This window comes from Arthrobacter sp. B1I2, from assembly GCF_030816485.1.
Classification (GTDB): domain Bacteria; phylum Actinomycetota; class Actinomycetes; order Actinomycetales; family Micrococcaceae; genus Arthrobacter.
In genome coordinates, this window is the sequence record NZ_JAUSYC010000001.1 from 3,823,404 (window position 1) to 3,840,280 (window position 16,877).

General features: G+C 67.2%; 17 protein-coding genes and 2 tRNA genes. 4 read left to right on the forward strand and 15 right to left on the reverse strand.

Features of this window, described 5'->3' with window-relative positions; genetic code table 11:
• Positions 1 to 5: 5 nt before the first annotated feature.
• The 4 genes from QFZ57_RS17835 to QFZ57_RS17850 all read right to left on the reverse strand — a co-directional run bounded on the left by QFZ57_RS17835 (position 6) and on the right by QFZ57_RS17850 (position 3,782).
• Positions 6 to 1,202, reverse strand: coding sequence for a glycosyltransferase (locus QFZ57_RS17835; protein ID WP_306631822.1), 1,197 nt, complete (start codon positions 1,200 to 1,202; stop codon positions 6 to 8).
• A 112-nt stretch (positions 1,203 to 1,314) separates the two neighbouring features.
• Positions 1,315 to 2,223, reverse strand: coding sequence for a DMT family transporter (locus QFZ57_RS17840; RefSeq protein WP_306901130.1), 909 nt, complete (start codon positions 2,221 to 2,223; stop codon positions 1,315 to 1,317).
• Positions 2,223 to 2,846, reverse strand: a complete 624-nt coding sequence (locus QFZ57_RS17845) for a CDP-alcohol phosphatidyltransferase family protein (RefSeq protein WP_306901131.1) — start codon at positions 2,844 to 2,846, stop codon at positions 2,223 to 2,225. Before QFZ57_RS17845 ends, QFZ57_RS17840 begins: the two co-directional genes overlap by 1 nt.
• 84 nt (positions 2,847 to 2,930) lie before the next feature.
• Positions 2,931 to 3,782, reverse strand: coding sequence for a phage holin family protein (locus QFZ57_RS17850; RefSeq protein ID WP_306901132.1), 852 nt, complete (start codon positions 3,780 to 3,782; stop codon positions 2,931 to 2,933).
• 179 nt (positions 3,783 to 3,961) lie between these two features.
• Here QFZ57_RS17850 and QFZ57_RS17855 point away from each other — a divergent pair, with 179 nt between their 5' ends.
• From QFZ57_RS17855 to QFZ57_RS17865, 3 genes are all read left to right on the forward strand, one after another.
• Positions 3,962 to 5,185 (forward strand): multidrug effflux MFS transporter, encoded by a 1,224-nt coding sequence (locus QFZ57_RS17855; protein ID WP_306901133.1) that lies wholly within the window; start codon positions 3,962 to 3,964, stop codon positions 5,183 to 5,185.
• Between the two features lie 47 nt (positions 5,186 to 5,232).
• Positions 5,233 to 5,412 (forward strand): hypothetical protein, encoded by a 180-nt coding sequence (locus QFZ57_RS17860; RefSeq protein ID WP_306631827.1) that lies wholly within the window; start codon positions 5,233 to 5,235, stop codon positions 5,410 to 5,412.
• Between the two features lie 76 nt (positions 5,413 to 5,488).
• The gene (locus QFZ57_RS17865; protein ID WP_056338573.1) at positions 5,489 to 5,896 is read left to right on the forward strand and encodes a hypothetical protein; all 408 of its coding nucleotides are present in this window, start codon (positions 5,489 to 5,491) and stop codon (positions 5,894 to 5,896) included.
• A gap of 85 nt (positions 5,897 to 5,981) precedes the next feature.
• Here the strand turns inward: QFZ57_RS17865 and QFZ57_RS17870 are convergent.
• From QFZ57_RS17870 to QFZ57_RS17920, 11 genes are all read right to left on the reverse strand, one after another.
• A tRNA-Asn gene (locus QFZ57_RS17870) sits at positions 5,982 to 6,054 on the reverse strand.
• Positions 6,055 to 6,177: 123 nt separating this feature from the next.
• Positions 6,178 to 6,250, reverse strand: a tRNA-Asn gene (locus tag QFZ57_RS17875).
• Positions 6,251 to 6,344: 94 nt separating this feature from the next.
• Positions 6,345 to 8,291, reverse strand: a complete 1,947-nt coding sequence (gene dnaG, locus QFZ57_RS17880) for a DNA primase (RefSeq protein WP_306901134.1) — start codon at positions 8,289 to 8,291, stop codon at positions 6,345 to 6,347.
• Positions 8,292 to 8,320: 29 nt separating this feature from the next.
• Positions 8,321 to 8,581: a ferredoxin gene (locus QFZ57_RS17885; protein ID WP_306631829.1), complete on the reverse strand. Its 261-nt coding sequence runs from the start codon at positions 8,579 to 8,581 to the stop codon at positions 8,321 to 8,323.
• Positions 8,578 to 9,930 carry an NADH-ubiquinone oxidoreductase-F iron-sulfur binding region domain-containing protein gene (locus QFZ57_RS17890; protein WP_306901135.1) on the reverse strand — a complete coding sequence of 451 codons (1,353 nt, stop codon included), beginning with the start codon at positions 9,928 to 9,930 and terminating at the stop codon, positions 8,578 to 8,580. The genes QFZ57_RS17885 and QFZ57_RS17890 overlap by 4 nt, the downstream gene beginning before the upstream one ends.
• The gene (locus QFZ57_RS17895) at positions 9,927 to 10,484 is read right to left on the reverse strand and encodes a ferric reductase-like transmembrane domain-containing protein (RefSeq protein ID WP_306631831.1); all 558 of its coding nucleotides are present in this window, start codon (positions 10,482 to 10,484) and stop codon (positions 9,927 to 9,929) included. The genes QFZ57_RS17890 and QFZ57_RS17895 overlap by 4 nt, the downstream gene beginning before the upstream one ends.
• Complete coding sequence (locus QFZ57_RS17900) at positions 10,477 to 11,481, reverse strand: FAD:protein FMN transferase (RefSeq protein ID WP_306901136.1); 1,005 nt, start codon at positions 11,479 to 11,481, stop codon at positions 10,477 to 10,479. Before QFZ57_RS17900 ends, QFZ57_RS17895 begins: the two co-directional genes overlap by 8 nt.
• Before the next feature lies 1 nt (position 11,482).
• Positions 11,483 to 11,809, reverse strand: coding sequence for a hypothetical protein (locus tag QFZ57_RS17905; RefSeq protein WP_306901137.1), 327 nt, complete (start codon positions 11,807 to 11,809; stop codon positions 11,483 to 11,485).
• A 118-nt stretch (positions 11,810 to 11,927) separates the two neighbouring features.
• On the reverse strand, positions 11,928 to 13,232 hold the full coding sequence (locus QFZ57_RS17910) for a deoxyguanosinetriphosphate triphosphohydrolase (protein ID WP_373461273.1): 1,305 nt from the start codon (positions 13,230 to 13,232) through the stop codon (positions 11,928 to 11,930).
• Complete coding sequence (gene dusB / locus QFZ57_RS17915) at positions 13,225 to 14,403, reverse strand: tRNA dihydrouridine synthase DusB (RefSeq protein WP_306901138.1); 1,179 nt, start codon at positions 14,401 to 14,403, stop codon at positions 13,225 to 13,227. The genes QFZ57_RS17910 and dusB overlap by 8 nt, the downstream gene beginning before the upstream one ends.
• Positions 14,404 to 14,474: 71 nt before the next feature.
• Positions 14,475 to 15,911 carry a YibE/F family protein gene (locus tag QFZ57_RS17920; protein WP_306901139.1) on the reverse strand — a complete coding sequence of 479 codons (1,437 nt, stop codon included), beginning with the start codon at positions 15,909 to 15,911 and terminating at the stop codon, positions 14,475 to 14,477.
• Positions 15,912 to 16,023: 112 nt separating this feature from the next.
• Here QFZ57_RS17920 and QFZ57_RS17925 point away from each other — a divergent pair, with 112 nt between their 5' ends.
• Entirely contained in the window at positions 16,024 to 16,866 is an 843-nt protein-coding gene (locus QFZ57_RS17925; RefSeq protein WP_373461275.1) for an alpha/beta hydrolase, read from the forward strand.
• Positions 16,867 to 16,877 lie beyond the last annotated feature (11 nt).

Below are 16,877 nucleotides of genomic sequence, written 5' to 3' on the forward strand. Positions count from 1 at the left end.
AGGGTTCAGACCACTTTGTCCTCATAACCGGCACCGCGGTACAGGTCCTCGAAGGTCTGGAGCGTTCCCTGGATGCTGTGGGGCTCCACCAATTGCCGGCTGGCACGGCCCATGGCGCGCTGTTCTTCCCTGGGCAGCTCCAGGACCTGCGTGATCTTTTTGGCGAGGTCGTCACTGTCGTTGGGGGTGAAAAGGTACCCGTTCTCACCATCGCGCACCAGGTGCGGCAGCGCCATGGCATCCGCAAGGACCACCGGAGTGGAGGCGGACATCGCTTCCAGGGTCACCAGGGACTGGAGTTCCGCGGTTCCGGGCATGCAGAACAGGTCCGCCCGGATGTAGGCCTTACGCAGTTCCTCGTCGCTGGCAAGGCCCAGGAATTTCACCCGGCTGCTGAGTCCAAGCCGCCGCACCAGGTCCTCCAGGGCAGGACGGACTTCGCCGCCGCCCACGACCTCCAGGTGCACGTTCAGCTCCGGCGGTGTCTTGCTGATGGCCTGGATGAGGACGTCCACGTGCTTTTCTTCCGCCAGGCGTCCGGCGAACAGCACCGTGGGGTTGGCATGCGGCTCGATGTGCTCGCCCGGCTGCAGCTCGTAAGCCGAGGAGTCGATGCCGTTGGACAACGGGAGGACCTTTCGCAGGAAGGCATGCTCATGCATGGCCCGGGCTGCCAGGGGCGTGGGGGTGGTCACCACATCCGCCTGGCCCATGACCTTGCCCATGTCCTTCCAGGAAATCCGGCCAATGATGTCCTTGAACCACTGCGGGAACGGCAGGAAGGGGTTGAGGTTTTCGGGCATGAAGTGGTTGGTGGCGATGATCCGGACGCCGCGCTTTACTGCCTCATAGAGCACATGCTCGCCGATCATGTAGTGACTTTGGATGTGCACCACATCGGGCTTGACCCGGTCAAACAGCAGGCTGATTTCTTTCTTGATTTCCCAAGGAAAGCAGAGGCGGAAGGTCTCGTGGGTGAACGCCCTGTGCGAGCGGAGCCGGTGCACGGTTGCTTCCTCGCGGAACTCGGTGAAGCTCTTGCCCTTGTTGTCGCGGGACGCCAGGACATGGACGTTGTGGCCCCGGGCAGTCATTCCCTTGGCAAGCCGGTATCCGAACTGGGCCGCGCCGTTGACATCCGGCGGATAGGTGTCCGCCGCGATCAGGATGGTCAGGGGACGCTGGTCGGCTGGCGTGGTCATATGGAGTACTCCTGATGGTCACGGTGCGGACAGCGTGGAACTGACAGCACGGTTGGCCGCTGGCGCAGGGGCGCCGGGCTTCGTGGAATTGCTGGGCTTGTTGGGGAACGGGCTAGTGGGACGCCCTGCCGGCGGCCTTCCGCGCGTCCTTCTTGCGCTTGGTAACCTCCGGATGGTGCCGGGAAAGGGCGATAACCCCAACGATAGCAAGGCAGGCAGCCGTTGCCATCGCTATCGCCATGACGGCATGGACGTCGGGCCGCAGTTCGCCCAAGATGATGATGCCGATGGCAATGCCCACCATGGGGTCGATGACCGTAAGCCCGGCGATCACCAGGTCCGGCGGGCCGGTGGAGTACGCGCTCTGCACGAACCAGGACCCCAGGCCGCCTGCCGCGACGATGGCCACCACCGAGTACCACTGGACGTTCAGCAGGAAGAGGCCGTTGGGGTCCAGAAGGTGCTTGCCGATGATCCTGGTCAGGACCGCAACGAAGCCGAACAGGACCCCGGCGCCGAGGATGTAGACGAACGCGTTCATGCGGTGCCTGAACATTGCGGCCGACGTGCCGAACAGCCCCACCGCCAGTGCAAGCAGCAGCACGATGGTCAGCTCGTCCTCCAGGCTGACGTGATGGCTCTCCTGGGTCACGTTGACCGCAAGGAGGACAAAGAGCGCCGAGCCCGTGACGCAGGCGCCGATGGACACGGCGGTGGCACGGTTGATGGTCAGGTCCTGGTCCCGGGCGTTGACCACGGTGGTGATCACCAGGGCGATGGCGCCGATGGGCTGGACCACCGTGAGCGGGGCGGAGACCAGGGCCACGGCGTTCAGTGCCATTCCGGCGCACAGCAGCAGGAGCCCGAACATCCAGCGCGGACTGCGCAGGAGGCGCAGGAAACCGTTGGAACTCAGGGCAAGCCCGCCGGTGTCGGCTTTAACGGCACTGCCCTGGCGTTGGGCGCCCAAGGCCAGGCAGCAGGCGCCAAGGACCGCCAGGCCGACGGCAAGCCACACCATCAGCCGTTCCCGCCGTCGTGCTGTTTCTGCTCCCTGCCCTTTCGCAGGATGGCCCAGAAGTAGTTGTACGCGGCGATCCAGTGTCCAATCAGGCCCAGGCCCAGCACCACCCAGGCTGCGGCGAAGAGTTGGCCAGAGAAGCCTGTGTCGAGGCGGGAAAGGACCAGCAGCGGCGTTCCGAGGAGCAGCAGTCCGGTCCTCACCTTGCCCACCACGCTGACGGGGAGGTCCGGGTGGCCGTGGAAGAAGGAGAGTGTCAGGACCAGCAGGACGGCGTCGGGGATTACCAGCGCGGCCAGGTACAGCCAATGCACGACGCCGGCAATCACCAGGGTGGACGCCACGGCCAGCAGGGCCAGCCGGTCGGCGATGGGGTCAAGGACCCTTCCCAGCTTGGAGGTCTGGTCGAACCGGCGGGCAATGTAGCCGTCAATCCAGTCCGTCCCGGCCATGACCGCCAGGACGATCACTCCGGCGCCGTATTCCTTTTGGGCCAGGACGAGCCACATGAACAGCGGGACACCCATGAACCGCACGACGGTGAGCAGGTTGGGGATGGTGAACACGAGGTCGCGGTCCACCTGCGGACGGCCGGGGCGGGCACCTGCACCAATGAACTTCACCCTCCCCCTCTCCTTCCTGCTGCGCCGCGTCGCGGTCTTTCGGTTATGCGTTGCCTGCCGGAACGTCGTTCGCCGGGACAGGGACTAGTTGGAGCGGAGCAGCTTTCGGAGGAGGACCACCAGGACGGTCCCGGCCGCCGCGAACGCTGCCAGCGGCTTCCAGCGCCTGGACAGGTCCGTGGATCCGGACAACGCCGCGAGCCTCTGCCCCGCCGCATCCACACCGCGCTGCGCCAGTACCTGGCCCTCGCGGGCTTTGACCTGGGCGGCGGCCAGCAGGTAGCGGGCCTGGGTCTTTACATCCAGCTCCGTGTCCAGTTCATCGCGGACCTCGGTGAGGTGGTGGCGACGCTGGCTCAAGCGGCGCACCAGCTCGGGCTCGGAGGCGTGCGGGAATTCCTGGTCGTGCTCCGCGGACTTTGCTGCCTTCTCGGCCTTTGCCTTGGCAGCTGCTTCGGCCTTGGCTGCCTTCGCCGCCTTGGCCTCCGGGCTCTCAGGATCCAGGACAGCCGGGTTAAAGGCGGAGCCTTCCCTGGCGACGCCGATATCGTGCCTGATGCCGCGGATGGTTTCCTCCGGCATCAGCGGCATGGCCTTCTTGAACCGCGCGAGGCCAACCAGTCCGCCGACGAGGGCTATCAGCAGGAAGGCAGCGGAGACCAGGAGGGCTGCCAGCCAGGCGGGCATGATGGTGGCCAGCCCCATGATGGCTGCGACGATCAGGCCGACCACCAGGAACGCCAGGAAGAGGAGCGCCACGGCGAAGAAGGCCGCGGCCACCCCCACCTGGATTCCCTTGCGCTTGAGTTCGATCTTGGCGAAGGCGATCTCGTCATTGAGCTGGCGGGGGGCCAACCGGAAAAGGAGTCTTGCCGTCCCGGGCAGCGCAGTGATTCGCAATCCCGGGCTGGTACGCCCGCTGTGACGTCCGCTCATCGGTTCCGCCTTACTGGTCTCATGGGTGGATACTGCTTCCGTTTGCTGGGAAATGTGCAGCCGCACAGTCCACGCCACCAAAACTACCATTCAGGTTCAGGGCGAACTTGGGGGCTTGCCGGACGGCGCGGCCTACAACGCTGCAAAAACAGTCCTGGCCGGGCCTAGGATTGTTTCCCGTGACCAATCCCCCCAATCCGGGCGACCTGCTGAGCCGCCGCCGGAAGCTCTTGTACATCCTCCTTCTGGGCGCCCTCACTGCCCTCGGTCCGTTCACCATCGACCTGTACCTCCCTGCCTTTCCCGCGCTGGAGGCAAGCCTGGGGGTGACCGAGGCCCAGGTCCAGCTCACCCTGGCAGGCACTACGGTCGGTTTTGCGTTCGGTCAGCTGGTGGTGGGTCCCTTCAGCGACAAGTTCGGCCGCAGGACCCCGCTGATCCTGGCCACGGCACTGCACATCGCCGCGTCCCTGGGCGCTGCCCTGTCAACGGACATCACCACGTTGGGGATCTTCCGGGTCCTGATGGGAGTCGGTGCCGCCGGCGGCGGCGTGGTGGCCATGGCCATGGTGCGTGACCTGTTCTCCGGGTATGCCATGGTGCGGATGTTCTCCCGGATGTCCCTGGTCAACGGGCTGGCACCCATCCTTGCCCCCGTCATCGGCTCACAACTGCTCCTGGTGATGCCGTGGCCCGGCATCTTCGTGTTCCTGGCCGTGTACGGGACGTTGGTGATCGTGGCCGCCCTGCTCCTGGTGCGCGAAACCCTTCCGCCGGAGAAACGGGGCCAGAGCGGCATGACGGCCCGGCAGCGCTACAAGTCGCTCTTCAGCGACCGGATCTTCGTGGGGCTGCTGATGGTGGCCGGCTTCAACTTCGGTGGCCTCTTCACCTACCTCTCCGCCTCGCCCTTTCTCTTCCAGGATGTGTTTGGCTTCTCCGCCCAGCAGTACGGGCTGCTGTTCGGCATCAATTCCCTGGGTATCGTGGCCGGCGTGCAGACCAGCGCGCGGCTCATCAGGATCGTCCCGCCGCAATGGATCCTGGCCGGAGCTACTGCCTGGATGTTCCTGATGGCCCTGCTGATCGTGGTCTTCGACCGGATGGGCCTGGGGCTGTGGGGCGTCATGGTCCCGCTGTGGTTCTACATCATGGGCACCGGCTTCATGTTCCCCTGTGTGCAGGTGCTGGCCCTGGCCGGCCATGCCGGCCAGGCCGGGACTGCTGCATCGCTGCTGGGTGCGGCCACGTTCCTCACGGCCGGACTGATCTCCCCCGTGGTGGGCTGGCTCGGCATCACCAGCGCCGCGCCGATGGGCGCGGTGCAGGCGGCATGCATCCTGGTGGCCATTGCCGCACTCTGGCTGGTGGTCCGGCCGCGCACTGTTCCTTCGATCCACTGAGCGCCTAAAAACCACTGAGCGCCAGCTTTCTATTGAAAGGCCGTTCCATGAGCCGCACACCGCACCGCAACGGAAGGGGACTTTTCCTCGGGGCGGTGCTTGGCGCCGTCGTCGGCTACTTTGCCGGCCGCGCCCTTGGCAACCCTGCCATGGGTATCGTCCTGGGGCTGCTGGCCGGCGCCGCCCTCCTGTACCGGGTGAATCCGGGACGCCGGGACCGCCGCTGACCGCGTGCCCGCCTGATCTGCGGCCCTGCCGCGGCTCTCCCTGCCCTCCGGCTTCCTGGCGCGATAAAATGATGGCGTGCCCAACTGGCAGAACCAACCGCCACTTCCGGCCACCTGGCAACGGTGCGACGCCCGGATCCTGCCACTGTGGTGGGAGCGGCTGTGCGCGCAGGCGGGACAGCAGTCGGCGGCGCTGTACGCGGCCGGGCTGTTCACCGAAGACCGGCGCCGGCCGATCGCCCAATGGTTCAACCCCGCCTTCAATGCGGCCCTGCTGGTGGCGCCGGAGACCTCGCCGGAATGGCCCGTGCAGCGCTTCGGGATTTTCTACGCCCCGCCGGACGCCGGCTTTGTCAGGATCCACTCCGCGCCACATGAATGGAGCCCGCGCGAACCCCGTAAGTCGCCTACCGAGAAGGAGGCCTTCGAGGCGGCCATCGCCGAGGCCGAAAGGTTCCTGCAGGTGGAAATGGACTTCGTCTAGCCCGGCTTCCCGCCCAAGCCTCCCGCCGCGCGGAAAGAAAAAATCCCCGTTCCTCCAGCTGGAGGAACGGGGATTTTTCGTGAAGCTCCTCCTGCTGGACTTGAACCAGCAACCCTTCGATTAACAGTCGAATGCTCTGCCAATTGAGCTAAGGAGGAATGAAGCAGGTATGACATTAGCAAAGGATTCCGGCCCAAGGGAAATCGGCGGTATTCCGGGCCCAAACGGCCCTGCCGGGATACAAAAATCCCCGTTCCGGAGGCCGGAACGGGGATTGGAAGCTCCTCCTGCTGGACTTGAACCAGCAACCCTTCGATTAACAGTCGAATGCTCTGCCAATTGAGCTAAGGAGGAATGAAGCGGGTATCAGCCTAGCAAACACCTGCGGCGGAAACGAAATCGGGCAGGGGGTGACCTCCGCCACCCGCTGGTCCGCTGGGCGCCCGGCCTAGGACTCCGCCCGCAGTGCCCGGCGTTCCATTTCCAGCATCATCAGTTCGCGGTTGAGCCGTTGGTAGGTCTCCGGGTCTGCTGCGGCGTCGAGGCGCTGCAGCTGGCCCATCTTGTCCGCTTTGACACGGGTGATTTGGAGTTCGAAAAGTCTGGCCAGGATGTCGCGGCAGTATTTCAGCACCGCCTCCTCCGTGTGGGCCGGCAGCGGCACCACGGCAAGCTCCGAGACCAGGGGCCGGAGGGGCTCCGGGACCTCGTGCATCACGTGCTCCACCCAGCGCACAGGATCCCCCAGCAGCCCGGGGCCCGTGGCGCGCATGGCGTCATGGACGGCCCGGAAGGCGGGGGTGGCAAATCCGGCGGCGGCGAACCGGTCCCAGAACGGGCCTCCCAGCAGGGCAGGCTGCTGGAGGGCCACTTCCAGCGCTTGCCGTTCCATGGAGGCCACGGGGTCCCGGGGGTCGGGCCGGTGGTAGGAGGGGACAGCGCCCGACGGCGGTCCGGCAGCTACGCCGGGTCCGCCGGGCTGGGCAGCACCGGACTGGGCGGCAGCTGGGCGGGCAGGGCTTCCAGCCTGGGGCTGCCCGGGCGCGGGGGGACGTCCCGTGTCGCCGCGCTTGACGGCTGCAGTGACCATGCGCAGGACCTCATTGGGGTCCGGCATGCCCAGCCAGCCGGTCAGCGCCTGGCAGTAGCCCGTCCGGGTGGACGCGTCGCGGATGGCCGCCACCACCGGCACGGACGCCTTCAGGCCCTGGACGCGCCCTTCAACGGTGTCCAGGTTGAACTGCTTCAGCGTGGAGCGGATGGCGAACTCGAACAGCGGCCGCCGGGACTGGATCAGGGCATGCACCGCCTCATCCCCCCGGCTGAGGCGGAGGTCGCAGGGATCGGCGCCGGTGGGTTCCACGGCCACGTATGTCTGCGCGGTGAAGCGCTGGTCCTCCTCGAAGGCCCGCAGGGCGGCCTTCTGCCCGGCGGCGTCGCCATCGAAGGTGAACACCACCTCTCCCCCGGTGCCGTCGTCGGACAACAGCCGCCGGGCGATCTTGATGTGCTCGGTGGCGAACGCCGTGCCGCAGGTGGCTACCGCCGTCGTAATTCCCGCAAGGTGGCAGGCCATCACGTCGGTGTAGCCCTCCACCACCACCAACTGGCGGTCCTTGGCGATGCTGCGCTTGGCGAGGTCGATGCCGTACAGGACCTGGGACTTCTTGTAGAGGGTGGTTTCGGGGGTGTTGAGGTACTTGGGGCCCTGGTCGTCCTCGTAGAGCTTGCGGGCGCCGAAGCCGATGGTGTCGCCGGCCATGTCCTTGATGGGCCAGATGAGGCGGCCCCTGAAGCGGTCGTAGATCCCGCGGTTGCCTTCGGAGAACATTCCCGTGAGCTTGAGCTCGGCATCGGTGAAACCCCGCCCGCGAAGGTGCTTCAGGAGGGCGTCCCACCCCTGCGGGGCGTAACCGCAGCCGAAGTGTTCAGCCGCTGCGCGGTCGAAGCCCCGGCCAAACAGGAAGTTCCGGGCCTCGGCGGCGCCGGGGGTGAGCAGCTGGGCGCGGAAGAACTCGTCGGCGATTTTATGCGCGTCAAGGAGCCGCTGGCGGCGGCCCACTTCCTCACGGTTGGGCCCGGTTCCGCCATCCTCGTACCGGAGCTCATAGCCGATCCGGGCAGCGAGCTTTTCCACGGCTTCCTGGAAGGAGCTGTGGTCCTGCTTCTGGACGAAGGCGATGACATCCCCGTCCTCGCCGCAGCCGAAGCAGTGGTAGCGGCCTACCTGGGGACGGACCGTGAAGGACGGCGAGCGCTCGTCGTGGAAGGGGCACAGGCCCTTGAAAGTTCCCAGCCCGGCACCCTTGAGCGTGACGTAGCCGTCCACCACTTCCTTGATGTCCGTGCGCTGGCGTACTTCGTCGATATCTTCACGTTTGATCAGCCCAGGCACAGAGCCATCTTAGTGTCAGTGCCCGGGCGTCACCGGCCAGGCGTCCGCTGTTCCGGTTTCGGCGGTGTCCGCTCGAGCAGGCTCAGGGCCAGTTTGGGGCAGAGGAAGACGGCCTCCTGGGCGGCTTCACGGTCCGCGTCCCGCAGGGGTACGTCCGTGCGTTCCCGTCCCACCTTGCCGCGCGCCACCGGATACCCCCAGTCGTCCCGGGCCAGCACGGCGGGAAGCAGTTCGGTGCACAGGCCCCGGCCGTCGCAACTGGTCCAGTCGATGTGCAGGTACGTCGTCATGCCGCTACGCCTCCCGGGCCAGCGCAGTATCCGGAAAGATGGGCGCGGAAGTCCGCGGCGAAGACCTCCAGGGCGCTGCTGACCAGCCCCGTGGTTCCTTCCGGATGCCGGCACGCCCCGCGGCTGGAGACCATCCGTCCCAGGCGGTCCAACTCAAATATGAGGCGGGAATTTATTTCGCCACCGGCGATCCGGTTGAGCACGGACGCCATGGCTGGCAGGCCAAACATGCAGGGCCCGCATTGCCGGGCGGACCCGCCGGCCAGGTAGGTGACAATCCGGGCCGTTGCCTGGACGCCGCAGATCTGCAGGTCCAGGGCATGGATCACTCCTGCGCCCGGGCGGGCCGTCCCGTCCGGCGGCCCCACGGGTGAGAGGACGTGGGCCGCTGGCCGCACCCACCGGCCGTGGTATCCGCCCACCAGGACGGCGGACAAGGACGCAGGATCCATTCCCGCTTCCTGCAGAACAGCGGAAAGTTGCGCGCCGCCGGGCACCTCCAGCACGACATCCCGTACCGGGGCAGGGCCGGAGACGGAGACCAGCCGGGTGCCGGTATCCGTTGATGTGCCGGCCTGGCGGAACCATTGCGCACCGTAGCGGGCGATCAAGGCAACCTGGGCCAGGGTTTCGACATTTACCACCACTGTGGGACGGCCGTTGAGTCCTGACTCGCTGAGGCGCCGGCGCTGGTCCATGGGGACGGCAATACCGTTGGCGATCATATTGACGACGGCGCTCGACTCCCCGGAGATGAACGTTTCCGGAGCCTCCACCACACGGATCTTCCTGGCACCGGGCCGCTCGGTGAGGGCCTGCTGTATGCGCGGAAGGCTTGCGGCCTGTGCGTAGACATACATGCCTGCCCCGCCCAGGGCTGCGGCCATGGCGAGCAGTCCATCGATGACCAGGTGGGGCGCACGGGCAAGGAGCGTCCGGTCCTTGAAACTGAGCGGCTCACCTTCGGCACCGTTGGCGATCACCACCGGCCGGGCGGGAAACAAACCTTTCCTGCCTGACCCTGCAGCCGCAGAGGCCTTGCGCCAGGTTTCGAACGCGGCACCGCCGCGGCCGGTGAGTCCGGCTGCCGCCAGCGCCTCCAGCAAGCCTGGCCCTGCAGCCTGGGGGTCCCAGTGCCCGAAGGTGTCCAGGTGCTGCTCCCAGCCCGCATCAGGGCCTGCCGCCAAGAGGCGGGGTTCCCGGCGGCTGCTGTCCTGACGGATGACGTCCTGGCCGATGTTGTTTGGATGGGCCGGCGGGTGGGCGGTTTGCGTCCCGTCCCCGTGCACGCTCCGGGCGGCTTGCGGGTAGATGTCACCGGCAGCTTGCGGGTGGATGTCAGGGCTCATGGCAGGTTTCCTTGCCTGGCGTGCGAGGTTTCGAGGAAGGATGGGCTCAGCCGCCACAGCAGGGCCGCGGCAACAGCCACCGCGGACGCCAAGGCCAGCAGGAGGAACCACCCGCTCGAGACATCGGAACCGTTTCCGAGGACGTGCGCCATAGCAACGGGCCAGATCCCGTAGCTGAGCCAGTGGACGGCTTTGAAGCTGCGCTGTCCGATCCGGTGCCGCAGCAGCCCCGTCACCCCCACGGCTAGGACAAGGTCCAGGGCAACCGTCCCCAGCCCCTGCCAAAACGGCTGGAATGAGCCCAGGAACGGCACCACGATGTCCACCGGCTTCAGTTTGGCAAAGGAGTCAAGGAGCAGAGATCCCACGTGCAGCCCCAGGAAGACCGCAGCGAGCAGGGCGATGTTCCGGTGCAGGAGGCTGATGGAGAACCGTGGCAGCACCAGCAATGGGCGGCCGGACCTGTTGAGGATCCCTAACAGCACGGACGCGGTGAACAATGCCAGGGATACAAAGCCACTGACCCGGCCGAAAGCCCACATTGCTTCATCCATGACCGGCACCCCCGGCGGGCCAGGTGCCGGTGGTGGTGACCCTGCCCCTGCTGTCCACGAGCCGGGCGGGGATTCCTTCGGCCCGGAACCATTCCACCGCCGCAAAGCCGCGGACGATGGCCGCAGTGCTGAACGCGTTTGCTTCCAGGCAGGTTTGCGCCGCCACGGTTACCGAGCGCCAGACCGTTTCGGCAGGAAGGCCAAAGCGGGGGTCAAGGATGTGATGGACGTGTGTCCCCTGATGCGTCCAGCGGCGCTTTTGCGTACTGGACGTAGCCAGGGCAAACCCCGGCGCCACGGAGATTTGTTGGGCGGGATCGGCTGGGAGATCCTGAACCAGGATCTGCCACTGGCCCGGCTTTCCTTGTGTCTGTGGTCCGGGCCCTGCGCTTGCCACGTCTCCGCCCAGGCTCACGAGCACCCCACAGCCCAGCTTCCGGTGCACCGCGGCAGCGGCGAGATCCGCCGCCATGGCCTTGGCCGACGCACCCAGGTCCAGGCGGAGGTCGGCCGGGAGGGTCAGTGTCGTGGAGTCAAGGCGCAGGCGGGACCAGCCTGGTACCCGTGGCGCCGGGGGTTCCGACGACGCGGGCAGCGGCGATACCTCCACGCTCAGGAGTCCCTGTCTGTCCTCCATCCCCGGGCCGTGGCCAAGGGCGGCCAGGTCTGCTCCGAGGGTGGGGTCGACGTCACCGTTGGTCATTGCCGCGGCGTCCAGGGCACGCTCCAGGAGCAGCCGGAACATGGGGCTCACGGTAACGCCCCGCGCCATCCGGGGCTGGAGCCCCAACAGTTCGGAATCACTGCGAAAACGGCTGCAGGCGAGGTCTACAGCCGCCACTACGTCCCGGACAATGCCTTCCGCTGCGGCAAGCGTTCCGGGATCGGTAACCGTAACGGATGCCTCAAGCTGCCAGACCGTCCAGCTGGACTGGGCTGTGCTTTCGGTGGGCCGGGGAACAGCCTCCTTGGGACCTGCGGTATCGGACCCAGCCACGTCAGGACCCCGAGGACCTGCCGTGGATGGTGCCGCCGTTTCCGGGTTGGACCGGGCTGGTGCTGCCGCTTTTGCCGTGGCTCTTCGAACGGCGTGTGCTCTTGTCCTGGGTGGTGGCGTGGTCGTCGTCGTCAGAGCGGGCAGAGCCACCGGACTTCGGAGTGCTCCCCTGCGTGCTGCTGTCCGTGGCGGGGGTAGTCCTGGCTATCACGGAAGGCGTTGCGGCATACACAGCCGCGGCGGCCACCCCGGCAGCAGCGAAACTTCCAACGCCCACGGCGGCGGTGATCCCGGTGGCAAGGCGTTTGCCCCTGCTGCGAGTACTCATGACCTGCTCCCGTCCTGGCGGCCTGCCTTTCCTCCCATGGTGCGCTTCCTTCCTGTGTAAATGCCTTAAGGAAGCTGTTGATCGGGCGGACGTCCAGGCCGGACTTCCAAGGTCCGGTTCACCACAGCGAGGGCAGGCTCCCCACCAGGCGCTCGTACATCGCCAGGGCGGAACCGTCGGTGAGGGATGCCACCTGGTCGATGACCACGCGAAGGCGCGCGCCATCGTCGGGCGCGTCACGCCAGTCTGCAGCGAACATCGGTTCCAGGTGCCGGTCCCCGGTGGCGCTGAGGGCTGTGACCAGGGCGTGGAGTACTTCCCGCTGGCGCTCGTAGATGGGCTGGCGGTGTTCCGTGGTCATCACGAAGGTGGTGGCCAGGCCCTTCATCACCGCGATTTCCATGACGGTCTCATCCGGCACCATGAGCTCGGCGTTGTAGCGGGTGAGGTTTTCCGGACCATACACGGCGCGGGTGGTCTCCAGGGCGCTCTGGCAGAACCGGCCGATCAGCTGGCTGGTCATGTTCTTCAGGGCTCCCATGGACTTGCGGCTGCCGTCAGCCTCGCGCACCCACACGTCCGTAGCCTCCAGCCGTGCCAGCGCGGCGTCGATGGCGGCAGGATCGTTGTGCGGGAGGTACCACTGCTTGGCGTATCCCACCACCCGGGCGCGGTGGTCCGGGTTGTCCATCCAGCGCAGCTGGAAGTGGCCGGCAACGATCGCGTCCTCCACGTCGTGCACCGAGTAGGAGATGTCGTCCGCCAGGTCCATGACCTGCGCTTCCAGGCAGGTCCGTCGTTCCGGGGCACCCTCGCGGATCCAGTTGAAGATGGGCAGGTCGTCCTCGTAGGCGCCGAACTTGCTGGTCCGCCGGCCATGGATCACCGGAGCTTCCAGGGCGGACCACGGGTATTTCGACGCCGCGTCAAGGCTTGCGCGGGTGAGGTTCAGTCCGGCGGGCTGGCCGTCAGCCGTGAGCACCTTGGGTTCGAGCCGGGTGAGCAGGCGGAGGGTCTGGGCGTTGCCTTCGAAGCCGCCGACAGCGTGCGCCACCTCGTTCAGCGCCGATTCCCCATTGTGGCCGAAGGGCGGGTGCCCCAGGTCATGGCTGAGGCAGGCCGTGTCCACCACATCCGGGTCGCAGCCCAGGGCCCGGCCCAGCTCGCGGCCCACCTGCGCCACTTCCAGGCTGTGGGTCAGCCGGGTGCGGACGAAGTCGTCAGTGTCCGGTGCCACTACCTGGGTTTTGGCGCCCAGCCGGCGCAGGGCCGAGGAGTGCAGCACCCGGGCACGGTCCCGTTCAAAGTCGGAGCGGTAGGTGCTTTTGGGCGGCTCCTCCACCCAGCGGGCGGAATCATGGGTGTCGTAGCCGGGCAGTGCCAGGGCGGCGGTGGGGGTTCCGGCCGCACGAGTCTTACCCACCGGAGACGTCCAGTTCGGCGGCGGCGATGTCCCTGGACTGGTCCTCGTTCAGGGCCCGGGAGTCCAGCCAGTCCTTGGGCAGGGCAGGCCTCTTCGGCGAGCCCGCGCGGCCGCGCGGGCCTTCGGCGTCCACCCCCGGATAGGGCGAATCCAGGTCCAGCTCGGCCAGGGTGTCCCGCAGCACCTCCAGGCTGGTCACCAGCGCCAGGCGGGTGCGCAGTTCCCCGCCCACCACATAGCCCTTGAAGTACCAGGCCATGTGCTTGCGGATCTCCCGCAGCGCCTTGCCCTCATCGCCAAAAGTCTCCACCATGAGCTCGGCGTGGCGGTAGACGCCCTCCGCCACCTGGCGCAGGTTGGGGCGGTGGCGGACGTCGCTGCCTTCGAAAGCAGCCTGCAGGTCGCCGAAGAGCCACGGCCGCCCCTGGCAACCGCGGCCAACCACCACTCCGTCCACGCCGGTTTCGCGCACCATCCGGACGGCGTCCTCGGCGGACCAGATGTCGCCGTTGCCCAGCACCGGGATGTCAGGCAGCGCTTCACGGAGCCGGGCGATGGCGGACCAGTCGGCCTTGCCGGAATAGAACTGCGCGGCGGTGCGGCCGTGGAGCGCGACGGCGGCAACACCGGCATCGCGGGCGATGCGGCCTGCGTCGAGGTATGTCAGGTGGTCATCGTCGATGCCTTTGCGCATCTTGATGGTCAGCGGAACGTTGCCTTTGGAGGCTTCCCTGACGGCGGTCTGCACGATGGAGGTGAAGAGGTCGATTTTCCAGGGCAGGGCCGAGCCGCCGCCGCGCCGGGTCACCTTGGGAACGGGGCAACCGAAGTTGAGGTCGATGTGATCGGCCCGGTTCTCCTCCACGAGCATCCGGACGGCGGCGCCGACGGTGCCGGGGTCCACGCCGTACAGCTGGACGGAACGGACCTTTTCGTCGTCGTCGTGCGAAATGATGCGGAGGGATTCGGGCGTCCGCTCCACGAGCGCGCGGGAGGTGACCATCTCCGCCACGTACATGCCGCCGCCGTACTCACGGCAGAGCCTGCGGAAGGCGGAGTTGGTGATGCCGGCCATCGGGGCCAGGATCACCGGGGTGTCAACCGTGATGGGTCCCAGCTTGAGGGGCGGGAGTTCCAGCTTGGGTGCGGGAGGAGTTGCTGCAACAGTCACCTGTCCATTGTTGCAAAGCCGGGCAAATCGGCATTCCGGGGCGGTTGCGGGCCCTGCCGGAAAGACCGGCTTCAGCCGCGGTCGGCCCGGCGGCCCCGCCGGGTGGCAGGCTCTCGCCCGGGTTGGGCGGCCAGGGGTTCGACGGCGGTGCGCCGGCTGCGTTCCTCCAGCGCGGCTGCGGCGAGCGCCCCGGTGTCCGCGACGTCGTCCGCGTGGGCCTGCCCGCCGTCGTGCTTTCCGTTCCCTGCCTCCATACCCACAGGCCCGGTGTCCTTGATCCCTGTTGCCTTGACCACGAGCACGGCAATCAGGGTGGTGACCGGGATGGCCAGGACCAGCCCGATGGATCCGACCAGCGTCCGGATGACTTCCTCGGAGAGTTCGGCGCTGGTGAGGGTGTCCATCAGCGGCCGGTCGTAGAGCATGACGATGATCAGGATGGGCAGCGCGGCACCGGCATAGGCGAAGGCGATGGTGTACACGGTGGAGGCGATGTGGTCGCGGCCGATCCGCATGGCGGAGGTGAACAGCTTCCGGGCGCTGCTGGCCGGTGCCAGTTCGTAGAGCTCCCATACGGCGGAGGACTGCGTAATGGTGACGTCGTTAAGGACGCCCAGGCCGGAAATGATGAGTCCGCAGAGGATCACCCCGGAGATGGAGATGTTTGCAGAGGTGTTCACCAACGTGGCGGCATCATGGCTGCCCACGCCCGCGAGGTTGGCGGCGTCCGTGGCCCAGGCCGCCAGCAGGGCGGTGATGGCCAGCCCGAAAATGGTGCCCAGGAGTGCGGTGGACGTGCGGGCGGAGAACCCGTGGGCGAAGTACAGCACCCCGATCATGATCACGGTGGAACCCACCAGGGCCAGCAGCAGCGGCGGTTTGCCTTCCACCAGGCCCGGGAGCAGGAAGTTTGCGAGCACGAAGTAAGCGCCCACCAGCCCGACCAGGGCCCGGAGGCCGCGCCACCTGGCGACGGCGATGACCACCGCCGCGTAGAGCACGGCGAGCAGGACAATCGGCAGCGTGCGGACGAAGTCCACAAAGATGTAGGCCGGCGAACCCTGTGACCCCGTGGCGCCCTGGGCGTTCGAGAGATTGAGGTACCGGATCTGGTCCCCGGGCTTGACCCCGTGGGATGCGGCCACGTCAGGGTTGATGACCACCTTCACCGGGCTCCCGCCCTTGTCCGGCTCGGTGAAGGCGAAGGTGCAGTCCGAGCCCTGCCCCGGGGGCTGCTGCGCGGAACCCTGCTGGCTGGAACCCTGCTGGCCTGGCCCCTGTTGATTGGTTCCTTGCTGGCTGATTCCCTGCTGGCAGCTCTCCGTCACCACGTTCTGGATGGTGCCCGTATCGAAAGTGACCCCGGGAGCGGTGGAGTACGGGTTGGCGAGCGATACCCCTTCCTTGCTGCCGGAGGGCCAGAGTGCGGCCATCCCGGCCAGGGTCAGCAGTGCCAGCGGAATGAGCACCGCGGCGAGGATGCGGTTCGCCTTGCTGCGGGCAGCCATCGCCTGGGGCGTCGGCTCCGAATGATCCAAGGAAGCGTGGGAGTGACCGGCGCCCATCAGCAGTACAACCTCATAGGTTGAACTCTACGTGCGCCGCCTTAGGGTTTTATAAATGGACCATCGGGATGGGGAGGAACCAGGCATGGGCAACCGGGGTGTGAGCGGGGCAGGGACCCAAGGGGCAGGAGTTCGTGGGGCCGGCATAAGTGGGGCACAGGACGGCGGCGGCGTGCAGGCCGGCCAGGTGCCGGCGGCCCCCGCCCACCAGCCAATACTGAGCGTCCTCGAAGCATCGGGGGACACCAAGGGCGTTGTCCTGGTCCTGCACGGCGGGAAGGCCCACAGCCGGGATCCGGTGGAGGCCCGGCACCTGAGCCCGGCCAGGATGGTCCCCTTCGCCAGGCACCTGCACCGCGCCGGCCGGAAACACGGGCTGGCCGTCTGGTCCCTGCGCAACAGCGTCCGTGGCTGGAACGGCCCCGACATGTCCCCGCTGCAGGATGCACGCTGGGCGCTGCGGCAGATTGCGGAACGCCACCGGGACGTTCCGGTCTTCCTGCTGGGCCACTCCATGGGCGGCCTGACTGCCGTATGCGCAGCGGACCACCCCCAAGTGGAAGCCGTTGTAGCGCTTGCCCCGTGGCTGAACCCGCAAACCCCCGCCACCAGCGTCGCCGGCAGGAAGGTCCTGATCATTCACGGCACCACGGACCACATGACCAGCCCGTCGCAGTCGCTCGCCTTCGCCCGCCGGGCTTCCGCTGACGCGGCGAGCATGCAGTACGTGGCGCTCAGGGGCGTTGGGCACTTCATGCTCCGCAAGATCCGCGTGTGGCAGACCCTTGCCACCGGGTTCATCATTAAATCCTTTGCCGAGAGCACGGGCGCCGGTGTCCGGCCGCCCCGCGCCTTCACCCAGCTGTTGCCGGACTCATCCGTCCACGTCACCCTCTAGGCCGCTTCGTG